Origin of the sequence: Bosea sp. ANAM02, assembly GCF_011764485.1 — a bacterium.
Taxonomy (GTDB): domain Bacteria; phylum Pseudomonadota; class Alphaproteobacteria; order Rhizobiales; family Beijerinckiaceae; genus Allobosea.
This window is the reverse complement of record NZ_AP022848.1, coordinates 2,171,511-2,191,241: the sequence shown is the minus strand read 5'-3', so window position 1 is coordinate 2,191,241 and position 19,731 is coordinate 2,171,511. Positions and strand designations below refer to the sequence as shown.

General features: G+C 61.0%; 17 protein-coding genes. 7 read left to right on the top strand and 10 right to left on the bottom strand.

Features of this window, described 5'->3' with window-relative positions; genetic code table 11:
* Positions 1-80 precede the first annotated feature (80 nt).
* Both OCUBac02_RS10525 and OCUBac02_RS10520 read left to right on the top strand, forming a co-directional pair.
* A complete protein-coding gene (locus OCUBac02_RS10525; protein ID WP_173045467.1) occupies positions 81-788 on the top strand; it encodes an N-acyl amino acid synthase FeeM domain-containing protein in 708 nt (235 codons plus the stop codon).
* A 14-nt stretch (positions 789-802) separates the two neighbouring features.
* Positions 803-1,528, top strand: a complete 726-nt coding sequence (locus tag OCUBac02_RS10520; protein WP_173045465.1) for an iron-containing redox enzyme family protein — start codon at positions 803-805, stop codon at positions 1,526-1,528.
* A 305-nt stretch (positions 1,529-1,833) separates the two neighbouring features.
* On the opposite strand, the gene OCUBac02_RS10515 is transcribed toward OCUBac02_RS10520, so the two are convergent.
* Both OCUBac02_RS10515 and OCUBac02_RS10510 read right to left on the bottom strand, forming a co-directional pair.
* Positions 1,834-2,292 carry a hypothetical protein gene (locus OCUBac02_RS10515; protein WP_173045463.1) on the bottom strand — a complete coding sequence of 153 codons (459 nt, stop codon included), beginning with the start codon at positions 2,290-2,292 and terminating at the stop codon, positions 1,834-1,836.
* Between the two features lie 70 nt (positions 2,293-2,362).
* A complete protein-coding gene (locus OCUBac02_RS10510) occupies positions 2,363-2,632 on the bottom strand; it encodes a hypothetical protein (protein WP_173045461.1) in 270 nt (89 codons plus the stop codon).
* A gap of 112 nt (positions 2,633-2,744) precedes the next feature.
* Between OCUBac02_RS10510 and OCUBac02_RS10505 the strand changes: the two genes are divergently transcribed.
* Positions 2,745-4,544 carry a DUF4209 domain-containing protein gene (locus OCUBac02_RS10505; RefSeq protein ID WP_173045459.1) on the top strand — a complete coding sequence of 600 codons (1,800 nt, stop codon included), beginning with the start codon at positions 2,745-2,747 and terminating at the stop codon, positions 4,542-4,544.
* Positions 4,545-4,705: 161 nt separating this feature from the next.
* On the opposite strand, the gene OCUBac02_RS10500 is transcribed toward OCUBac02_RS10505, so the two are convergent.
* The 7 genes from OCUBac02_RS10500 to OCUBac02_RS10470 all read right to left on the bottom strand — a co-directional run bounded on the left by OCUBac02_RS10500 (position 4,706) and on the right by OCUBac02_RS10470 (position 16,306).
* Entirely contained in the window at positions 4,706-5,179 is a 474-nt protein-coding gene (locus tag OCUBac02_RS10500; RefSeq protein ID WP_173045457.1) for a hypothetical protein, read from the bottom strand.
* Positions 5,180-5,345: 166 nt separating this feature from the next.
* On the bottom strand, positions 5,346-6,074 hold the full coding sequence (gene istB, locus OCUBac02_RS10495) for an IS21-like element helper ATPase IstB (RefSeq protein WP_173043572.1): 729 nt from the start codon (positions 6,072-6,074) through the stop codon (positions 5,346-5,348).
* Entirely contained in the window at positions 6,056-7,582 is a 1,527-nt protein-coding gene (istA, locus tag OCUBac02_RS10490; RefSeq protein ID WP_173043570.1) for an IS21 family transposase, read from the bottom strand. The genes istB and istA overlap by 19 nt, the downstream gene beginning before the upstream one ends.
* A 106-nt stretch (positions 7,583-7,688) precedes the next feature.
* Positions 7,689-7,931, bottom strand: a complete 243-nt coding sequence (locus OCUBac02_RS10485) for a hypothetical protein (protein ID WP_173045456.1) — start codon at positions 7,929-7,931, stop codon at positions 7,689-7,691.
* On the bottom strand, positions 7,931-9,142 hold the full coding sequence (locus OCUBac02_RS10480) for a hypothetical protein (RefSeq protein ID WP_173045454.1): 1,212 nt from the start codon (positions 9,140-9,142) through the stop codon (positions 7,931-7,933). Before OCUBac02_RS10480 ends, OCUBac02_RS10485 begins: the two co-directional genes overlap by 1 nt.
* Positions 9,143-9,210: 68 nt before the next feature.
* Positions 9,211-11,424, bottom strand: a complete 2,214-nt coding sequence (recD2, locus tag OCUBac02_RS10475) for an SF1B family DNA helicase RecD2 (protein WP_244639154.1) — start codon at positions 11,422-11,424, stop codon at positions 9,211-9,213.
* Positions 11,387-16,306 carry a DEAD/DEAH box helicase gene (locus OCUBac02_RS10470; RefSeq protein ID WP_173045450.1) on the bottom strand — a complete coding sequence of 1,640 codons (4,920 nt, stop codon included), beginning with the start codon at positions 16,304-16,306 and terminating at the stop codon, positions 11,387-11,389. The genes recD2 and OCUBac02_RS10470 overlap by 38 nt, the downstream gene beginning before the upstream one ends.
* A gap of 386 nt (positions 16,307-16,692) precedes the next feature.
* On the opposite strand from OCUBac02_RS10470, the gene OCUBac02_RS10465 reads away from it, so the two are divergent.
* The gene (locus tag OCUBac02_RS10465; RefSeq protein WP_173045448.1) at positions 16,693-17,319 is read left to right on the top strand and encodes a DarT ssDNA thymidine ADP-ribosyltransferase family protein; all 627 of its coding nucleotides are present in this window, start codon (positions 16,693-16,695) and stop codon (positions 17,317-17,319) included.
* Between the two features lie 600 nt (positions 17,320-17,919).
* On the opposite strand, the gene OCUBac02_RS10460 is transcribed toward OCUBac02_RS10465, so the two are convergent.
* Positions 17,920-18,102: a hypothetical protein gene (locus tag OCUBac02_RS10460; RefSeq protein WP_173045446.1), complete on the bottom strand. Its 183-nt coding sequence runs from the start codon at positions 18,100-18,102 to the stop codon at positions 17,920-17,922.
* A 197-nt stretch (positions 18,103-18,299) separates the two neighbouring features.
* On the opposite strand from OCUBac02_RS10460, the gene OCUBac02_RS10455 reads away from it, so the two are divergent.
* From OCUBac02_RS10455 to OCUBac02_RS10445, 3 genes are read left to right on the top strand one after another with little or no spacing between them, the layout of a single operon-like run.
* Entirely contained in the window at positions 18,300-18,872 is a 573-nt protein-coding gene (locus tag OCUBac02_RS10455; RefSeq protein ID WP_173045444.1) for a hypothetical protein, read from the top strand.
* Positions 18,872-19,471, top strand: a complete 600-nt coding sequence (locus tag OCUBac02_RS10450; protein ID WP_173045442.1) for a hypothetical protein — start codon at positions 18,872-18,874, stop codon at positions 19,469-19,471. The genes OCUBac02_RS10455 and OCUBac02_RS10450 overlap by 1 nt, the downstream gene beginning before the upstream one ends.
* Complete coding sequence (locus OCUBac02_RS10445; RefSeq protein ID WP_173045440.1) at positions 19,468-19,680, top strand: hypothetical protein; 213 nt, start codon at positions 19,468-19,470, stop codon at positions 19,678-19,680. Before OCUBac02_RS10450 ends, OCUBac02_RS10445 begins: the two co-directional genes overlap by 4 nt.
* Positions 19,681-19,731 lie beyond the last annotated feature (51 nt).

The following is a 19,731-nucleotide window of genomic DNA, read 5'->3' as shown; positions in this document are numbered from 1 at the left end:
TCGCCGTGACCCCTCATCTGAGAGGTGTCAGTCCGTCGTTTCCCTGTTTGCTGGTCCATGTCGGCTGAAGGGGCGCGGGCATGGACGATGGAATTACATTTACCGAGCCGTTGGCAGCTTTGCCAGTCGTCGAGACGCGACGGTGGACAAGGGACAACCGCTGGCCGGAAGGCATAATCGACCCTGATCGCTATCCCGAGATTGCCATTGCTCGAACGGATGGCGAAATGGAGGAAGTCGGCCGCCTTCGCTACGCTCTTTTCGTCGAGCGCGATGGCAAGCGATATGCTCATGCCGATCACACCAACAAGGTGTTCCTGGAGCCAATCGACAAGATCAGCCTGAATTTTGTGGCACGCGCCCGAGACAAGTGCGCCGTCGCCGTCAGGGCGACCTGGGCCCACGACACGATCGTTGATCCGCATCTTGAACAGGTGGTCGCTCACGCTGATCTCGCTCCTGAAGTGCTCGACACAGTCATCGTCCACTCAAGGCTTGTCGTCCGCCGCTCGATGTCCGCACGCGGGCTTCTTCCCGTTCTATTTCAGTCGATGTTTAGAGGCGCACGCATGGCGAATGCGCGCTTCTGTCTAGCGGCAACCCGGTCGGAACTCATCCCACTCTTCGAACGGTTCGGCTTCTGCCAACTGGACCGTCGTCGCCCGTACTTCGATGAAGTAGCGGGTTGGATGAATGTTCTACTTCTCGATCTGCACGATCGTGAGCGCCTAACCAAATCCGAGTCGCCCTTCGTAGCTGTCTACGACGAATTCGACCCACGCACCTAAGGTGAGACAGACACATGAACCACGCTTTTGTGACCAAAGCTCCGTATTCTGATCACGCAATTGAGACCTTCGAAGAACTGGATCGCCGTGTATCGGCGATCTTCGAGGAGGTGAAAGCGTGGCGCGGATGGAAGGCTATCAGCGATCCGGCGACGCCTCCCGAGCAAATTGTTGCTCTCGTTCGGGAAATATTCCGCTCGGTCGTCTGGTACCAATCCCACACGACCGAAGCCGGGTTCCATATGTTCGGCCGCTTCCCTAAGCACGAGGTCCGGCTCATCCAGGCCGTCTGCTCGCACAAAGCCGAGGAAGCTGAGCATGGTATCTGGGCTCGGGAAGATCATGGAAAGCTCGGCGGCGCTGATGTCACGGAGCGACCTTCGCCCGCTACCTTCGCCGTCGCCGCTGTGTGGTGGCGCATGGCGACCCAGGAAGAGCCGCTCGGCTACATGGGAGCCGAGTACCTGTTCGAGCAACTCACTGCGCTGGTCACGCAAGCCGCCTTGCCGATCATCAAAGCGAAGGACTTGCCGCGAGATGGGCTGCGCTTCGTCATCGAGCATGCCACCGAGGACGTGAAGCACGCGACATTTTTCAGGCATCTGATCCTGGACGTGGTGACGCGGTATCCCTCCAGCGCCGAGGCGATGTTCCGGTGCTTCGACTATTTCCATGCCGTCTATCCGCTGCCGGTATGGGACGAGGCGTATCAGCGGGCGATCGGAGGCGACCATGCATAACGCAATCATTCGAACCATTTTGACCTCGGTCGCGATCGGAGCGACCATTCTGTTCGGTTCACCGGCTCAAAGTCAGTCGCAGAAGGGGCAGCAGCGGCAAGTTTATGCATGTGCGGATATACATAAGCGCTGTGTCAGCCGCTCGACGGGAACAGGGGTTTCGATGTGTGACGGATACTATTCGGACGCTCAGAAAACCGGTGTATGGCCTGCATTCGGCCAATTTCCTGCGGTCCAATGCAGGCGATAAGCAGTCGGATATCGAACCACGCTATCAAGATCGGATGTCCTTCCTCGGGTCGGTTTTACAACAGGATTGGCATCGGGACGATCAGCACGTTGCCGAGGAGTGGCTTTGCGCGCGCCGCGACGATCACTGGCTCGATCGCTATCTTGAAGGGCTGGTATCGTCCCGTTCCTCCCGGACCAGGGCAGGCCGAAACTGATTGCGCCGCCCGGTAGACCTCGGCTCGGACCATCTCGATAGTAATCGACCGCAGGCGAACATCTCCGTACCGCTCCAGCGCGCCAGCAAACTCTGTCGCGGTGATAGAGCCGAGTTCGACGAGGCCGTGCAGACCGCTGCCGTTCCACCATGCCCAAAGGCCGACGCTCCGCCACCATCTGCTTTGGCGTCGGCGATAGGCGATGACGTTGTGAATGCTCCTCCGCAGTTGTTCAAATCCCGCCGGGCTGGAAGCCGCGAGGGTGATCGTCGCCGCATGAAGGCTTCGCGGTTCGCAGGCGAGGATGCGGCGCGCCACGGATAGCGAGTATCGCCACCCGCAGGAGGCGCACTCGATCGAGCAACAGCGGTGGGCTGAGCAGCAGGCTCTACCTGCGGGCATGAACAGACTTCAGCAAACGGTGTAGTGCCCAGGCGCGTTCAAGGCGTTCAGCCAAAAGCTGAGATGGGCAGCGGACGAAGTGCATGATCGGCAGCGTCGGATCGGGGCGCGCACGTTCAACGAGAACGTAGTCCCCGCATTTTTCAAGTACAGCCATCAGGTCGAGGGTCTCGTCCTCCAACACAACGAGCGCGGCTTCTTGCTCGATGGGATCACGCACGAAATTACGGATAGGAGGCAGATCGTGGCGGGTCATCGTTCTTCTTGGGCGGATTTCTGAGGGTATTTATCCGCGCAACACAAATTGGGATTGCCGAAGGGCAGTCGGCAACGGAGCTTCTTCGACATAGAGGAAAGGCCGAAGCCCGATGACTGAACAGCCATCAGCCCAAGAGGCCCGTCAGAATGGCTCTATTCCTGACGGAGCCGAAATCGCCGTCGTCCTACAAGCTGGAGCCACGCAGCAGGATCGGGATTTTGCAGCGCTGTTCCGAGCGCAGCACAAGCAGGCTCGGGCGGTCGGATGGGCCATCCTCGCCGACCTCTTCGACTTTCACTTCACGCCTAGAGATGCCGGGCAGCCGTTTCGCCCTATGCTGATCATGGACGGGAGACGCAGCATGATCCCTGACGACCTATCAGAGCCTCAACTCGATGGGCTGACAGCGTCGCTTCCCGAGGTGAACGACCCTGAGTACCGAGCGCGTGTCGGCGACGTTCTTTGGCTGCGTCGCCGAAATGCTGCTGCCGCCCGCGAAGCTGTGACTTGCTATATTGCGTCCGGGCAGCGCCTCGAAGACCAAGATCATTGGGTTCCCGCGATGGAGCGCTATGAGCGCGCTGTTCGGTTGGCTCGTCAGATCGAGCCCAAAGGTGAGCTTCCAGGCCGCGTCCTCCGTCATCTCGAAGAACGTGTGCTGCACTATCAGGGGCGGGACCCGCTGTACTTCAGCCTGAAGGCGATGAAGCTTCTCGAAGAGTTCCGATACGGCGACTTCGAAGCTCTGGCAGATATCGCCGGGAAGATTGCGGCATCAGCCTCTGCGTCCGGTGGGCTTGATCGAGCCCGAAGCCATTACGCTGTACAGGCGAAGCTTCTGCGGCGTGCCGGTCGAGCGCTAGAAGCCGAAGACGTGATGTGCGCACTCGCCGAGACGTTCGTTACCGAGGCAGAAGCACAGGAGAGCGCGGGATCATTCATGGGCGCGCATCACTTCTGGCAGAAGGCGGTTCTTGCTTTCTCGGATCGACCATCGCTTCGTCCGCGCTTACCCGAGCTTCGCGGACGGCTGGCCGCCGCTGGTCGGAAAACTCTCAGCGAAATGAAAACAGCCTCGACCGGCGAGATCGACATCAGCGCGGAGGTTGAGGCGTCACAGGCACTCCTCCGAGGTCTTCCATGGGATGACGCATTCTTTCAGTTTGCGGTGATGACGCCGCTCATCGACGTAGAAAAATTGCGCGAAGCCACGATCGAGCGGATCAGAGAGTCTCCGCTCGTTCCGCTGATCCAGGGTGATGTCTTCGACTACGCGGGCAGGAAAATCGCGGTCCGACCAGCCATCGGCAGTGGGGATGCCAAACAGGAAGAGCAGGCCATCGAAGGCTTTATGGATGAGCAGGCTCGGGTACACCGGCATTTCGCCGTCCATGCGATCCTCGCGCCCGCTATTCGGGTGATGCGCGATGAGCACGGCATCGACGACGACGCGATCGAACTTGTCATCAAAGATAGTGCGCTAGTGCCCGAGAGCCACCTCTCGCTGTTCGTGAAGGGGGTGCGAGCAGGTTTCCAGTTCGACTTCTCGACGGCTCTGCACCTGCTTGTCCCACAGGTCGAAAACGGGCTCCGCCATGTCCTCGAACAATCGGGCGTCGTGCCCCGAAACATCGATGCCAATGGTGTCGAAGATGTCTGGCTACTAGGCCGCATCCTCGATCATGAGAAACTGCGCGAAATCCTCGATGAGGACATGCTGTATGAACTTCGAACACTCATGGCCGGACGCCTCGGGCCGAATCTAAGAAACTCGATCGCCCACGGGCTGCTCAACGAGTCGGCGCTGAACGGCGAGATGGGCTTCTATCTGTGGTGGGTAATCGTGAGGCTGATGTGCCTGCCGACACCGGGCTTGGCGGCTTTCATTGAACGCCGCCGCAATAGCTAACCGGAAAACGGAGTGATGTGTTGATCAGCCTCGACGGTTCGGTCGTCGGTATTGACGTGGTATGACCTCCGACTCGTCGATCCAGTGCAATTTGTCGGCTCGACTGGTCCACGTCTGGTGTTTCATGGGACATCGCGCGCTTCGCTGAGCGAAGCAGCGGACTAGCTTCGTGCCGCGATCTGGTCGAACACCCCCTCGGCAATCTTGAGCCTTCTCTCAGCTTCCTGCTTCCGGTGCGCCGGATGCTTGTCAGGGTGGAGAGCGACGCGATAGGCGCGCCGTGCCGCCGAGATCAGCCATTCCGGCGCGCCGTCAGCAAGGCCGACCCGGCGATAGAGAGCAGTCTTCGGATCAGGCTCCGCCGCCGCAGAAGCCCAGCGGCACCGCTGGAGTTCTGCCCGCAATGTTTCCATTTCCGCCTCGGCTTCGGCAACCATGCATTCGAGCGCCGTGACGTAGTGCGGGTCGATGGTCCTGGTGCTGGACCAGGGCGGAATGGCGCGACGCTCTATCGCAACCGAGATAAGCCACAGCGCGGCGATCGCGATGACGATCAGGACGAGGTAGCTGAACAAGGTGATCCAAGGCAGCGACATTACCCAGCCCAGGGCGGCGGCGATCAGGAGAGCCCGCATGGATCAGCGAGTGTCAAATCGCGTTGAAGGGCAGCCCCCTTATCGCATTGAAGGCTAGCCCCCCTGCAAGCCTGGTCGGACGTGCCGGGATCGCCCCGGCTGAGCTGGTCAGGGTTGCTGGGCCGGGGCGATTTCGGCGTCCAGCTCGCGAAGGTCTCGGGAGCGTTCAGGCGCGGTTCTTGAAGCGCCAACTCTCGTTGCCGGTCTCAATGATGTCGCAGTGATGCGTGAGCCGATCCAACATCGCAGTCGTCATCTTGGCGTCGGTGAAAATCTGGGGCCAGTCGGCGAAGGCGAGATTGGTGGTGATGATGATCGAGGTGTTCTCGTAGAGCTTGCTGATCAGGTGGAAGAGCAACTGCGCGCCGGCCTGACTGAAGGGCAGATAGCCGAGCTCGTCGATGACGACGAGATCCTGGCGCAGCAGGGCTTCGACGATGCGTCCGCTCTTGCCGGCGGCCTTCTCCTGTTCGAGCTGATTGACCAGGTCGACGAGGTTGAAGAAGCGGCCGCGGGCGCGCGCCCGGATGACGGCGGCGGCGATCGCGATGGCGAGATGGGTCTTTCCCGTTCCGGTGCCGCCGATCAGGATGAGATTGCGCCTGGCGTCGATGAACTCGCCGGTGGCGAGCTCGCGGATGTGTCCCTCGTCCACCGGCGTGTCGTCGAAGATGAAGGCATCGAGATCCTTCAGAACCGGGAATCTGGCGCCGCTGATGCGATAGTTGATTGAACGCGACTGGCGATGGGTCAGCTCCGCGCGGATCAGGCTCGCCAGCAGGGGATAGATCTCCTCGCGGCGGTTCAGGCCTTTGCCGGCGATCTCGTCGAAGCTGGCGCGCATGCCGTAGAGCTTGAGGCTGGTCATCGCCTCGATCAGTTGGTGGCGTTCCATGGCGAGGCTTCCCTTCTCTTGCGCAGGTTGTCGTATCGGGCGCAGTCGGCGACCGGCTCGGTCTTGAGCCTGAGGGCGTTGGGTGTGGTGATGCTGGCTGGAACAGGCGGCTGGCGACGGCGCGCCAGGATCGCGATGACGACGTCGCCGCTGGCGATGCCGGCCGCGAGCGCCTCGGTGCAGGCCTCCGCCACAGCGGCAATGCCGTCCTCGGGGACGCGGCCGAGGATCTTCACAAACTGACGGTCACCATCGACATGACGCCGCAGCTTCTCACGCACCACGGTGAGCGGCGCCGGCAAATCCCAGTCCTTGAACGGCGCGCCATTGCGTAGAGCACCCGGCTTGCGCATCAGCACCGGCAGATAGTGCCAGGGATCATAGACGACCTGATCGCGCTTGAAGCTGCGGGGATGGTCGGCGACCGTCTCGCCATCGAGCAACACAACGATCCGGTCGGCATAGGCGCGCACTAGCACGGCGCGGCCGGCGGCTCGGGCATCGACGCTGTACTTGTTGCGATCATGCGTGATCAGGCAGGTCGTGGTCGCCCGCATCGGCTTCTCGACGAAGCCGGCGAAGGGGCCCAGATACGGCATCAGCCGCGCCTTCTCCTCCTCGAAGACCTCAATGACAGACCGATCGCGGAACTCGGGATGCTTGGCCCGCCGAGCGTAGGCGACACATTGGTCGGCGAGCCAGGCGTTCAACTCGTCGAGCGTCTTCACCTTCGGTCGCGGGCGGAACAGCAAATCGCGGATCGTGCCGACCTGGTTCTCGACCTGGCCCTTCTCCCAGCCGGCCGCCGGCGTGCAGGCCACCGGCTCGACGAGGTGATGCGAGCAGAGCTGAAGGAAGCGCCGGTTGTACTCCCGGGCGCGGCCGACGAAGACGGTCTCCACCGCGGTCTTCATGTTGTCGTAGATGCCGCGCCGACAGACCCCGCCATAGAAGGCGAAGGCCTTGTCATGCGCGTCGAAGACCATCTCCTGCGTCTCGCGGAAATAGGCGCGCACGATCGGCATCCGGCTATAGGCCAGTCGCATCTGGGCGACCTTCACCACCACGGGCAGCCCGTGGAGTTCGATCGCCTCGTGGCTCCAGTCAAACTGATAGGCCTCGCCGGGATCGAAGCGCAGCGGAATGAAGGCCTGCGCCGGCAGCCGGGCGCGATCGGCACGCCAGGCCTTCACGAACCGATGGACGCTGTCATGGGCTCCGTCGTAGCCGCGCCCGCGCAGCTCCTCGAACAGCCGGATCGTTGAGCGTCGCTCGCGCCGCGGCAGCCGGTCTTCGGCCTCGAGGATCGCCGTCAGCGTATCGACCCAGGCTCCAAGCTTCCGCCGCGGCTGGACCTCGCGCTTGTAGATGAACTCGGTCGCGCCGGAGCGGAGCACTTTGCGAACCGTGTCGCGCGCGAGGCCGAGTTCCCGCGCGATCCGCTTGATCCCCTTGCCGTTCTGGAAATGCTCGAACCGGATCCGACCGATCGTCTCCACACCCGTCATCCCCGGACCCTTCCGAAAAGACGGAAGGATCAGCCGCAGCCGATAACAGGGGGGCTAACCTTCAAAGCGATAACCGCCCCTCACGGGGCCAACATTGCAGGCGATCTCACAAGCGAGTCTGGAACAGGAGCGCGGGGAGCAGGTTGGCCCGACCGACTAGCCGACCGTGCATGTCGCGAGTCGTTCGGGAGCGCTCGTCGTAGAGGCCGATAACAGCACCTCGCCAATCTCTCGCGATCTGCCTGCCGACCATCTGCTGGCGCTCGATCACACCGACAAGGACGCCTCGCCGATCTCGGATGATCTCACGCGCCGGAGCCTTCTGATTTTCGACGATGGCAGCATCCATCAGGCCGCCTCCCGGCCATGAACCTCCTGCTCAAGCTCTTCAAGCATTCGATCCATATCGGCATCGACGTGCGCGTCATCAGCCACTTCCCGCCGCCTATCCCAAGCGAATGGCGTGGTGTGATCGATCAGTTTATGCAGCGCCTGCTCCTCGACGGAGGGGTGCGCCAGCGACTGGTAGAGAACCCCATAGTAATCCAGCCTGAACTGGACTGCGGCAGCCAGTTCGGGGCTCACGCGCCTGTTTCGGGGAGCCCGCAAATCTTCACAAACCCACTTGCTGCCCGCGCCAGTGGTGAGCCGCAGAAGTTCGAGGGCAGCCGGTTCGCCGAAGCCAACCACCTCGTAGACTAGCCTCTCGCCGAGAAAGGTATATGACTGCCGTTGCCCAGCACAGTTCCGCAGGCGACGACCCAACGAAGTCAATTCTACCCCAAGGCAAAGCCGAAAATCGGGATCGCTTGCCGGAATCGGAGGATCGAACGGGAGCCGAACTTGCCTCCCAAGCCAGCCCTGCGCCCATTCGCCCATCCCGACCCCTCTCGTTCCGACGTTCAGTCTGTCGAGGCTCGCCCGGATCGAACTTGGCGTTGCGCCGCAGAAGTCGCCGATCATGGTGACGAACTGATTCAGGGCTCGAACTTCCGCAGATTTTGCTTTTTCGACCACCGCACGATGGACGAGAGCGTCATCGAGACCGGCGACCACGGCGATGTGCTCGGCGGTAACGCGGCCCGGCAATTGACCCAAGACCTTCGCGCGCTGCCTATGACGCGGGTCGGAGAACAGATCGAAGGCGGCGCGGTACGTTTCTTTGGAAGGCAGAGGATCGCAGCCGAGCCGAGAAAGCAGGCCGAGATAGCCATCAGGACACGAGCCGAAGAGCGCCTCCACGACGCGCCGGGGCTTCAACAGGATCAGCGCCCTGGCGACTTGCGCCAGCGGGTCGAGATGTTCGAGGCCGTGCAGCACATCGGGAGCATGCTGCGCCACTCGATGCAAGAAATCCTGCTGTTGATCGATGTCCTGGGAGGCAAATACATTGAAACTTTGACGAACTAGATCGCTGCTATACAAAATTTTGATCAGGAAATGCGGGTGTGCGGACTCAAGTCTTGCGGCTACATCGAGAGCATATCCCTGCACAGGACGAGGGAGATGAGGCTGCCGTTCGACTTGTTCCAATGCTTTGCTCCACGTTCCGTCGTACAAGCCTCCCACCACTCCCAGATTTGTCCAACGAATTCGCAGCGCCTCGCGCCAACATCATCTCCTGACCGTTAATCAGCCTCCATCCAATTCCGCAGCTTCGTCCATCGGCGTTTTCCGCCAGCCCTGACCGCCATGGCCAAGGGGCGCTTCTGGCCGACGATGACGACGAGCCGCTTTCCGCGCGTGACGCCCGTATAGAGGAGGTTGCGCGCCAGCATCATGTAGTGCTGGGTCGCCACAGGGATGACGACGGCGGGGTATTCCGAGCCCTGGGATTTATGGATCGTCGTGGCATAGGCGAGCACGAGCGTGTCGAGTTCGCCGAATGGGTAGGACACGACGCGACCGTCGAACTCGGCGGTCAGCGCGCCCTCTTCGTCATCGATGCCGATGACCATGCCGAGATCGCCGTTGAAGACCTCGCGGTCGTAGTCGTTGACCGTCTGCATAACGCGATCGCCAACCGCGAAGGTCCAGCCGAAGCGCTCGACCGAGGTCGTGGGATTCGGGTTGAGCAGCCGCTGGAGTTCGACATTGAGGTTGCGCGCGCCGAGCAGGCCCGGGTTCATCGGACACAGAACCTGCACATCGGCAATCGGATCGAGCCCGAACCGTCGTGGAATGCGGTCGCGCACGATCTCCCGAATCTTGGCGACGCCGATTTCGGGGGTATCGATCGGGACGAAGAAGTAGTCGCTCTCCTGGCCCGGCGCGGCGCTCTCCGGCATCTGGCCCTGGTTGATCCGATGGGCGTTGACGATGATGCGGCTGGTCGCGGCCTGCCGAAACACCTCGGTCAGCCGGGCGGTCGGAAGCGCCTGGGATGCGATGATGTCGCTCAAGACCTGCCCCGGCCCCACCGAAGGCAACTGGTCCACGTCACCGACCAGCAGCAGGCCCGCGCCGGGTGGCACGGCCTTCAGCAGGGCGTTCATAAGCGGCACGTCCACCATGCTGGTCTCGTCCACGACCAGGAGGTCGCAAACGAGCGGGCTCTCCGGCCCCTTCTTGAAGCCGCCATTGGCCGGATCAACCTCCAGCAGGCGATGCAGGGTCTTGGCCTCGATCCCGGTCTGCTCGGTCATCCGCTTGGCAGCCCGACCCGTTGGAGCCGCCAGCAGGACCCGCACACCTTTGGCGACCAGGATACGCAGGATGGCGTCCAACAGGGTGGTCTTGCCAGTACCGGGGCCGCCTGTGATCACCGCCACCTTGCTGGCGAGGACCAGACGGACGGCATCGACCTGCGAGGGAGCCAGAGCCTTCCCCGTTCGCTTCTCGATCCAGGGCACGGCCTTGTCGAGGTCGATCGCGGGCCATGAGGCAGCGCCAGCCGCCAGATCGCGAAGCCGACGCGCAATCGCCTGCTCGGCGGCGTGCAGGCCCTTCAGGAAGATGCAGCGCGCGTCTTCAATCGTGTCCGGGACGATGTCACCACGCTCCAACTCGATCCTGATCGCGGTCTCGATCAACGACGCATCGACCTCCAGGAGCTTTTCCGCCAGCTTGACGAGGTCGGCTTGCGGCAGCCCACAATGGCCTTCGTCCATCGCCTCCTGGAGCGCGAAGGAGACGCCAGCCCGCAGGCGCTGCGGCGCGGTCTTTTTCATTCCGAGCTTCGCCGCTATCGAGTCCGCCGTGCGAAAGCCGATACCGCGAATATCGCGGGCGAGCCGATAGGGATCATCGGTCATCACCGCGATCGCGTCATGCCCGTAGGTCTTGAAGATGCGGACTGCCCGCGCCGTGCCGACGCCGTGCGCGTGCAGGAAGATCATGATTTCCCGGACGGCCTTCTGCTCGGCCCAGCCCGCCACGATGCGCTCGGCCCGCTTCGGACCGATCCCGGCAACCTCCTTCAGCCGATCCGGCTGGGCCTCGATGATGTCGAAGGTCGCGTCTCCGAAGAGGGCGACGATCCGCTTCGCCATCGCCGGGCCGATTCCTCGCATCTGCCCGGAAGAGAGATATTTCTCGATGCCCGCTGCCCCGGTCGGCGGCGTCGCCTTCATGACCTGCGCCTTGAATTGCAGGCCATGCGTGCGATCGGTGATCCAATGGCCCGAGGCCGTCACGAACTCGCCCGCGCCGATCGTCGCGGCGTGGCCGACCACTGTCACCAGATCGCGCTTGCCCCGTGCCTTCACCCGGATCACGGCAAAGCCGGTGTCCGCGTTGTGGAATGTCACCCGCTCGACGGTCCCGGCGAGGGTCTCCAGCGGCGTCGGTGCTGATGCGGGCTGGTTAAGCAGGCTGGAGCCGATCCGCGCTTTCGCTGACATGGCTCTGCTCATCGCCAGCCCCGTTCTCGGCAATGTCCAAGGCGGGCAGGCTACGAACGATCTTCATCGTTTCCAGGCTGACCGTAATGACGCGCCGGAACAAATCGAACGGATACGCTGGATCACCAACCGTCTCGATCGCGTAGCGGTTGGCGTCGTTGACGATGCCGGAGGCCGGATCGGTCTTCACGCACTGGCGCTCCATCACCCATTCCAGCGCGGGTTTTCCGTTGACCACATAGTCGTAGGCTTCGAGCGGGATGCCGGTGATCGTGATGTGGGGATTGTAGATGACGGTGGTCTTGTCGATCTTGGGGCGCTTTCCCGCAAACTTCATCTGCTCCACGCGATAGAAGCGCTCGGGGTTGGCGATACTCGCCAGTCGCAAATCGCCTTGGGCGAGGGTGACCGAGTAAGGCTCGGCTTGCTCATAGTCACAATGCAGATCGCCCAGCTTCCTGCCCGCTGCCACGAAAGCCCAAAAATCCACCGCGCTCTTTACCGCTGGAATGCGCGGCAACTGCTTGGAAAGATTGTCGGCGAAGCGATCGCGATATTCTTCAGAGTGCAGTAGGCCGTAGATGTAGTGAAACAAGTCGTCCTTGGTGATGGCCTCGCCCGGATAGGCTGCTTGGAAATGCGCCAAGCCCTCATTGGTAATGGCATCTCGGCGCTGGGGTCCGCCGGGTGTTGCCGCGCTGGAGAGGAGGTCGGCCTGCTGGCCCTCGCCCTCCCCCGCATCCCCGTCATATAGATAGCGTGGGAAGCTCTGTGCTCCGTCTCGGTCCGCAGCATGGAGGCTGGGAATGCTATCAGTCATCAACACCGAAAAGCCTGCCCTGAATCCAGGCGCAGAAAGACAGATCAGTCGATTACCGCCGCCAAGATCAGGAAAGAGCCGTGGCATGAGGTAGCGATTTTCATTGAAAAGCCCATCATAGTATAAGAGTGCCTTTGTGAACGGGCGATATAGAGAATTTCGGATTTTTGTTGACCGAAATTCTCCGCGCTTCTTCTTTTTGAAATCTTCGCGCAGAACCCACGACCAACTAATTTTACTTTCATCGTTGATGTCGGGGCGATTTGGATTTTCGAGGCAACCATGATAGAACGCTATCATGCGTTCCATGTTGATTGCGAGAGAAGATGCGGAAAAATTATATGCCCAAGCATCGCGATTAGTTTTCACTCCGTTAGAGTAATTTGAAAATATGACTGGTGACTTCTTGTCTTTCTTTTCTCCGATGCGAATAAAGCCATCGAACGCGGCGTCGCGCTTCCCCAGCCAATCGCCATGCTCGTCGGGACTGATACTCTGCCAGCCGTTCCCACTCTCAATGCCGCCGATGCTGCCGAAGCGCGACACAATAGCCACCTTCTCCTCGCGGGAGAGATAGTCGCCGATATCGTGGAAACGGATGCGCCCGCGCTCAAGAGCCATCGGGCTCTTTACGAGGACGCTGATGGCGATTGGCGCGCGGCTACCTTGGCCAAAGACATTGTCCTTTTCCTTCCGCCGTTGCTCGCCCGCTGTGCGCGCATTCCCTCGAAGGTGGAAAACGTGGATGTTGCCGAATTCCTCGGCCAAGCACTTGCGCAGGCCATCTGCGGCCTTTCCTTCAAGCCATCCCGCATTGGAAACGTACGCCACGACCCCCGCGTCGCCAATGCGGTCGCTCGCCCAGCGAATGGCACGAATATAGCTATCGTAAAGACTGCGCGGATTCCCCGTCGAGCGAGCGACATAAGTCGATTGGATTCGCCCATCTAGCTTGGGATAAGAGAGGTTTGCTGCGTCGCTATTGTCACTGTCCTGGCCCACGGAGTAGGGCGGGTTGCCGACAATGACCCGGATGTCGAGTTCCTTCTGCCGCGTCCGGCGATTGCTGTTGTCAGCCATCATGCCGCTGACGAGGTCGCGATCCTGCTCGTAAAGCTGGAACGTGTCGGTCAGGCAGATGCCGGGAAATGGGACGTACTCGCCGCCCATCTGCTCATGGTAGACCGCCTCAATGTTGATCGCAGCGATGTAATAGGCCAGCAGTACCATCTCGTTGGCATGGATTTCATGCCGGTATTTGTGGGCCATCTGCTCCGGCTTGATCAGGCCGGACTGGAGGAGCCGCGTGATGAAGGTGCCGGTGCCGACGAAGGGGTCGATGATGTGCACGCCCTCGCTGCCAAGGGTCTGGCCGAACTCCGATTGCAGCACCTCGTCCACCGACTTGATGATGAAGTCCACGACCTCGACCGGCGTGTAGACGATGCCGAGGCGGGCGGTGAGCTTTGGGAACGCCGCCTTGAAGAACTTGTCGTATAGCTCGACGACGATCTTCTGCTTCGCCGTGGCGTCCTCGATGCCCTTCGCCCGCATCTTCACGCTGTCATAGAACTTGGCGAGGCTCTCGGCCTCCTTCTCCAGGCCCTGCCGGTCCAGCAAGTTCAGAACACCCTGAAGCGCCTTCGAGACCGGGTTATTCTGCGCGAAGCTGTAGCCCTCGAACAAGGCGTCGAAGACCGGGCGGGTGATGAGATGCTGGGCGAGCATCTCGATCGCCTCGTCGTCCGAGATGCTGTCGTTCAGATCGTCACGGATTTCGGCGAGGAAGGTATCGAACGCCTGCTTCTCTTCCGATCCGGCGGCTTCCACGGCGGCGCGAATGCGCGTGACATGGACCTCGGCGATCCGGGCAACGTCCTTTGCCCAATCTTCCCAATAGGTGCGGGTTCCGCAACGCTTGACGATGCGCGCCATGATCGCCTTGGCGAACTCGTCGAACGCGAACGAGAACTGCTCCTGGCCCTCAGTAGGGCGGTGATCTCCTGGTTCCCGATCCGTGACGCCACCACTCGCGCCCAGATCGAGGCCGGTGGAATTCTTCGCCTGACGGGTCGGCAGTTCATTGGTGACCGCGACAATCTCGATGCGATCACCGGGATCGACGCCGAGGTCGATCTTGTTGATCGTGGCATCGAGCCGGTCGTCATGGGCGCGAAGCGCGTTCAGGATTTGCCAGACGACGCGATATTTCTCGTTGTCGTCGAGCGCCTTCTCGGGCTCCATGCCTGCCGGAACAGCAACCGGAAGGATCACATAGCCGAGCTTCTTGCCTTCGGCCCGACGCATGACGCGGCCAACCGATTGGACTACGTCGATCTGCGATTTCCGGGGATGCAGGAAGAGGATGGCATCGAGCGCAGGAACATCGACACCTTCGGACAGGCATCGCGCGTTCGTCAGAATCCGGCAGGTGTGCTCGGCCTCGGGCTCGGCCTTCAGCCATGCCAACCGCTCATTCCGGGCATGGGCGCTGAAGCCGCCATCGACATGCCGGACCTCGCAGTCGAGCGGCGGAATGGTTGCAGCAACCGCATCGACCAGGGTGTCGCGCCATTCCTCGGCGACGCGGGCGAACTCGTGCTCGATCAACTTCGAGCGCTTGATGTCGCGGGTGAAGGCCAGCGCGCGCCGCATCGGGCCGGTATCACTGGCGATATCTGCCCGGAGGTCGGCCTTGGTCAGGGCCTTGTAGCAGCCGATGATCTTGGTGGCGTCGTCGAGCTTCAACTCGTTGTTCTCGTCGGCCAGCAGGCGCTGGACGCCGGAACTCACCGCCGCCTCGTCCACGGCGAGCACGATGACCTTGTAGTCGGTGAGCAGTCCTTTCTGGACCGCCCAGGAGAAGTTCCGCGTAAACAGCGTCTCGCCGAACAGCGCCGGATCGTCCATCGAGCAGAGAACTGCATCGGCGTCATCTGCGGTCTTCCTGACCGCCTCGCCGAAGATGCGCGGCGTCGCCGTCATGTAGAGGCGCTTCGTGCCCCGGATGTAGTCGGCATCGTGCACGCGGACGAAGTTGCTGTCCTCCTCTCCGGCGAGCGTCACGCCGGTCGTGCGATGCGCCTCGTCGCAGACGATCAGGTCGAAATCTGGCAGTCCGTGATCAAGCTGCGCGGCGGAAACGGCCTGGATCGACTGGTAGGTCGAGAACACGACGGTGAGCTTGTCCGGGGCATCCGGCTTGGCCCGCGCCGCGAAATCCGCCGCCCGCGTGGAAGCGGGAATTTCCAAGTCATGGATATCGATGTCGGCAACATCACCATCGGCGGCTTTCCGAACGCCGACTTGGCTGTCCGAGCAGACCGCGAACGAACGCAGCGGGATCGTGCTGTCGATCGACCATTCCCGGATCGTCTGCGACATCAACGAGAGCGACGGCACCAGGAACAGCACCCGGCCACCCTTGCCGATCATGCTCTCGGCGATGTGCAGGGCGGTGTAGGTCTTGCCGGTACCGCAAGCCATGATCAGCTTGCCGCGATCGGCTTCGGCCAGCCCCTCGCGGACCGCAGCCAGGGCCTCGATCTGATGCGGACGCGGCTGCTTCCTGGCGACGAACTGGACCTTCTCGGTTTCCGAAAACGCCTTCCAGTCGATGCCGCTGTCCTCGATATCGGAAAGCCCGATCCGCTTCGTGTCGATGGATTGGCCTTCCAGCGCGCTCTCGGCGTGGGTGCTCCAGGGCACGCCCGTAGTATCGACGATCAACCGGCGAACGAATGGACGCCGCCCCGATGCGGTGAAGAAGCTGTCTATGTCGGCGCGCTGGATGCGGTAACCTTCCGCATAGAATTTGCACTGGATCGCGCACCACTCGCCAGGGGCCTCGGCGAGTTCAGCAACGAGGTCGATGCCGGTATCGCGGGCGTCGTGTCCTTGGGTGCGTGCCCATTCGCTGTAGCCCATGACCTGCCGATAGAGGTCGCGCTGGGTCGGAGCGTGCTGGAGCCAGACCCGGACTAGCTTCTCGAAGTAGCCGCCCTTCTCGCGTTCGGACGCCGATCCCGACCGATACCGCTCCAACAGGTCGCGCAAGCTCATCTTCAGGCCCTGCTCAATCGCTCGAAATGCTGCCGAATCTCTACAGCATCCCGTTGTGCCAGCGGCAGAGCCTGGATGTCATCCTTCCAATGAGCGTGCGAGTGTGATCGTCCCCGGCGATTGCAAATGGGGCGTCTCGGTACGCTGAGCAGCGAAGTCATGCGGAGCGTGCGCCGGGCATATCAATGACGGCGGGAGCCAAGATATTCCGGCAGCCCGGCTGTTCGCCTCGACGCGATCTGCGCCGAATAGGTCTTTCCCACCGATCTGGTGTTGAGGGCCGTAAGCTCCTCGCATCGAAACGGGAGCATTCACGACATGGCTATTGACACCTTGAGAAGGGTGTCGATCATTGGGCTCGACTAGATAGCTCGGACACCTGCGCGATGGATTACAGGCAACGGATTCAGCGCGAAGCTAGACGACGCGGAATCCAGTACCTGATGCATTTCACGCAAACGGCGAATCTTTCCAGCATCGTAGAGTACGGACTTCTCTCTCGGGCTGATTTGGCGCGGCGCGGTCTTTGCGCTTTCGGGAGTGCACCTCACAGGCTTGACGACGAGGACGAGGCAATCTCGGTATCAATTTCTGCCATCAATAACGAGATGTTCAAGGCGAAGCAGAACACGGTTGGACGCGCCGCTTGGGTGTTCCTTTTTCTCGATCCGAGCATTTTGTGGACGCGTCACTGCCGCTTTTGCAGCCGAAGCGCCGCCAAGAAGGAAATCAAGGAGCACCGAGGACGATTGGATGGACCTTGGGGCTTCGCGCAAATGTTTTCTGACAGCGCACTAGGTGTTGGATCGCAAGCTACCTCGTATCGCGTGGCTCAGGGCATAGCAGATTGCGAACCCACCTACCGCGATGCGGAGGTGCAAGTGTTTGAGAGAATAGCCCCGGAATTGATCATCCATGCCTGGACTGATCGGCTCGTTACAGCCGAATGTGTTCAGAGCGAGTTGAACAGGTTGCCCGGTTACGAGCGCGCCGTGTCCGTACAGGAATTTTAGCTCATCCTCTACCGAGTGCCCTGTACCAAAAAACCTTCTTCGAACCGCGCGCCGACCGTCTTCGCCAGCCTGTGGGGGAATGGGGTTCGGCGGGGCGTTGCCCGCCATGCTTCTTCAGCTAACGCCCCACATTTGGTGCCCCGTTGAGTCATGCTCGACGACGGCCTGGGCGAGAAGTGCCGAGCCAAGGTGACTAATAAACCTTGCAGGCATAACCTGGAGCATCGGACTGCGCGGATGCTTCGACGCTCGCGGGGCGTCCTCCACATCTTCGGCATCGCATTCGGTTGACCAGGGTTTCGATCCGATCTCCCAGGCGCAGCGTTGGGAGCCGCTGCCACCTGACTTCACTGATCAAGCGGCAGGTCGGGCAGTACACCGTTAGGCTCTCCTTCTCGGCCTCAAGGGCTTCGAGGACCGTGCCTTCCTTCATTCTGCCGCGCCGCTTCATAAACGAGAACATAATAAGAACAAAAGCTGCGAGTCCAGGCTGGCAAATGTCAACTTTGCCGGAAACTAACTGGATAATCAGAGCGCAGTTCAGCGGTTGAGCGAGGGCCTTTCAGGTCGAAGGCGAACTTCCGACCACGTCCGATAACCTCACAGCTTCAGTCCGCGCTTTACGATCTCAGCGCGCAGAGCCAACTCGACGAACTGCTCGATCGTGCTGTCATCCAGCAGCGCGCCAATCTTTGCGAGCTTCACGACCTCAGGCGTCATCCAAACGGTCAGGGACTGCTTACCCTCGCGGTTCTTGTGTTCCTTCTTCGGCTTCTCGGCCATGGCACCCTCGCGCTCAACGAGCCGCAACATACCATTCGGACCCAAAAAGTCAATAAGTCGCCAAGTTAACCAATTTTATACGAATGGACCCACCGGACCAAAATTTCACGTGCGATGAGGAGAGCGTTTGGTACGATAGGTCCGTCGAGGGATATTGGCGCTGGCGAGGCTGGCGGTCCTTTCGGTGGAGATGGGTCATGCCGATCATGAAGCAAGTCAAGGGTGTGGATGCGAGAACCGGTCTCCCAAGTAGGGAGCCGAACTGGTCAGTCACCCTCTGGGGCAAGCGCGAAGTCTGGAAGGTCGTGAAGATCAGCCCGGACGGTAAGCACGAGCACCGGATGATGGACCCGCGCGACATGAAGCTGATCATGAGCGTCGAGGGCCTACGGATGTTCGGAACACGCCCGAAATACAGCCACGACCTCGTCTTCTTCGGGGAAAATCCGGCCGAGCCTGTGAACGAGGGCGGCTCTCGTGTCGTGAACAACTTCTTCCCGGATAATCCGCTGAAGGAGAAATTCACCTGCCGGGGCAACGTCTACGAAATCCGGGACGACGACTTGTTCTGGACGGTGTCGCTGCCGGACGACGCGGTGAAGTTCCTACGCGCCGACAGCTATTGGCGCGTCCAGTTCCAGAACGGGGTGGTAGTCGCGTACGTGACGGGCCGTGGCAAAGCCGATCTCTCGTTCCAACACGAGGCTGATCGCAAGGCGTTTCGCAACGCGTTGAAGGCTTGGACCTTGTCTCAGCGGGAGGCCGCGTGATGACGAAGGACCTACGCCCCTTATTTCGGCAGGAGCCTTTTCAGCGTGGCTGGACAGTAAACCAGACGGCAATCAACATGATCGCCGCGATCATTGTCGGGACAGTCGAAGGACCGTTCCGCCACGATAAGACCGAGCACTTCTTTCCCGACGTGGATTGGGGGTGGCTCGACGATACGATCGACAACGCCGAGGAAATTTTGGACGAACTCATGCTGCGCGGGTTCGTCTGGGAGGCCGTGTGGCCGGAGTTCGACGACTGCTCGACTTTCGGCCTGACGTTGGACGGAGAGCAGTGGGCGGTCTCCCAACTTGGTTTGCCCGAGGATTTCAGCCCGGATGACGAAGCGTCTCTGGAGTTCATTGTCTCTTACGACCTGATCCGAAAGGGCGATCCACGCTCGGCCGAACTGCCGCATATCACTGCGAGGTCCACATATATCCCGAAGGTCTCGGAGTGGGTCACCAAGGTCGCCTACAAACCGGGTGAGGCGCTTATCGATATTGGCCGGGCGAAGGCTGCCTTCGAGCAGGGTCTGCTCACCAGTCGTGGCTTCGGCCAAATCAAACGCCGGATTAAGGAGAGAACAGTCGAATGAAGATCATCAGCCAAGCTGTGTCCGGCGAACTCGATGTCAAGCTGTCTCGGCTCACCCAGGAGGAGTGCGAACACATGGCGGTCAAGCCGTTCCTGGTGGAAGTCTACGACGACCAGTTCTGCCACCAGACTGAGTCCTATAGTGACATCGACGAGGCTCAAAGGGCCTTTGCTCAAGCCGTCGAGGCGTACAAGAACTACCGCTCGTAAAATCCCTTGGCTCCCACCACGAACAAGCTTCACGAGCGTGATCGTTTCCTA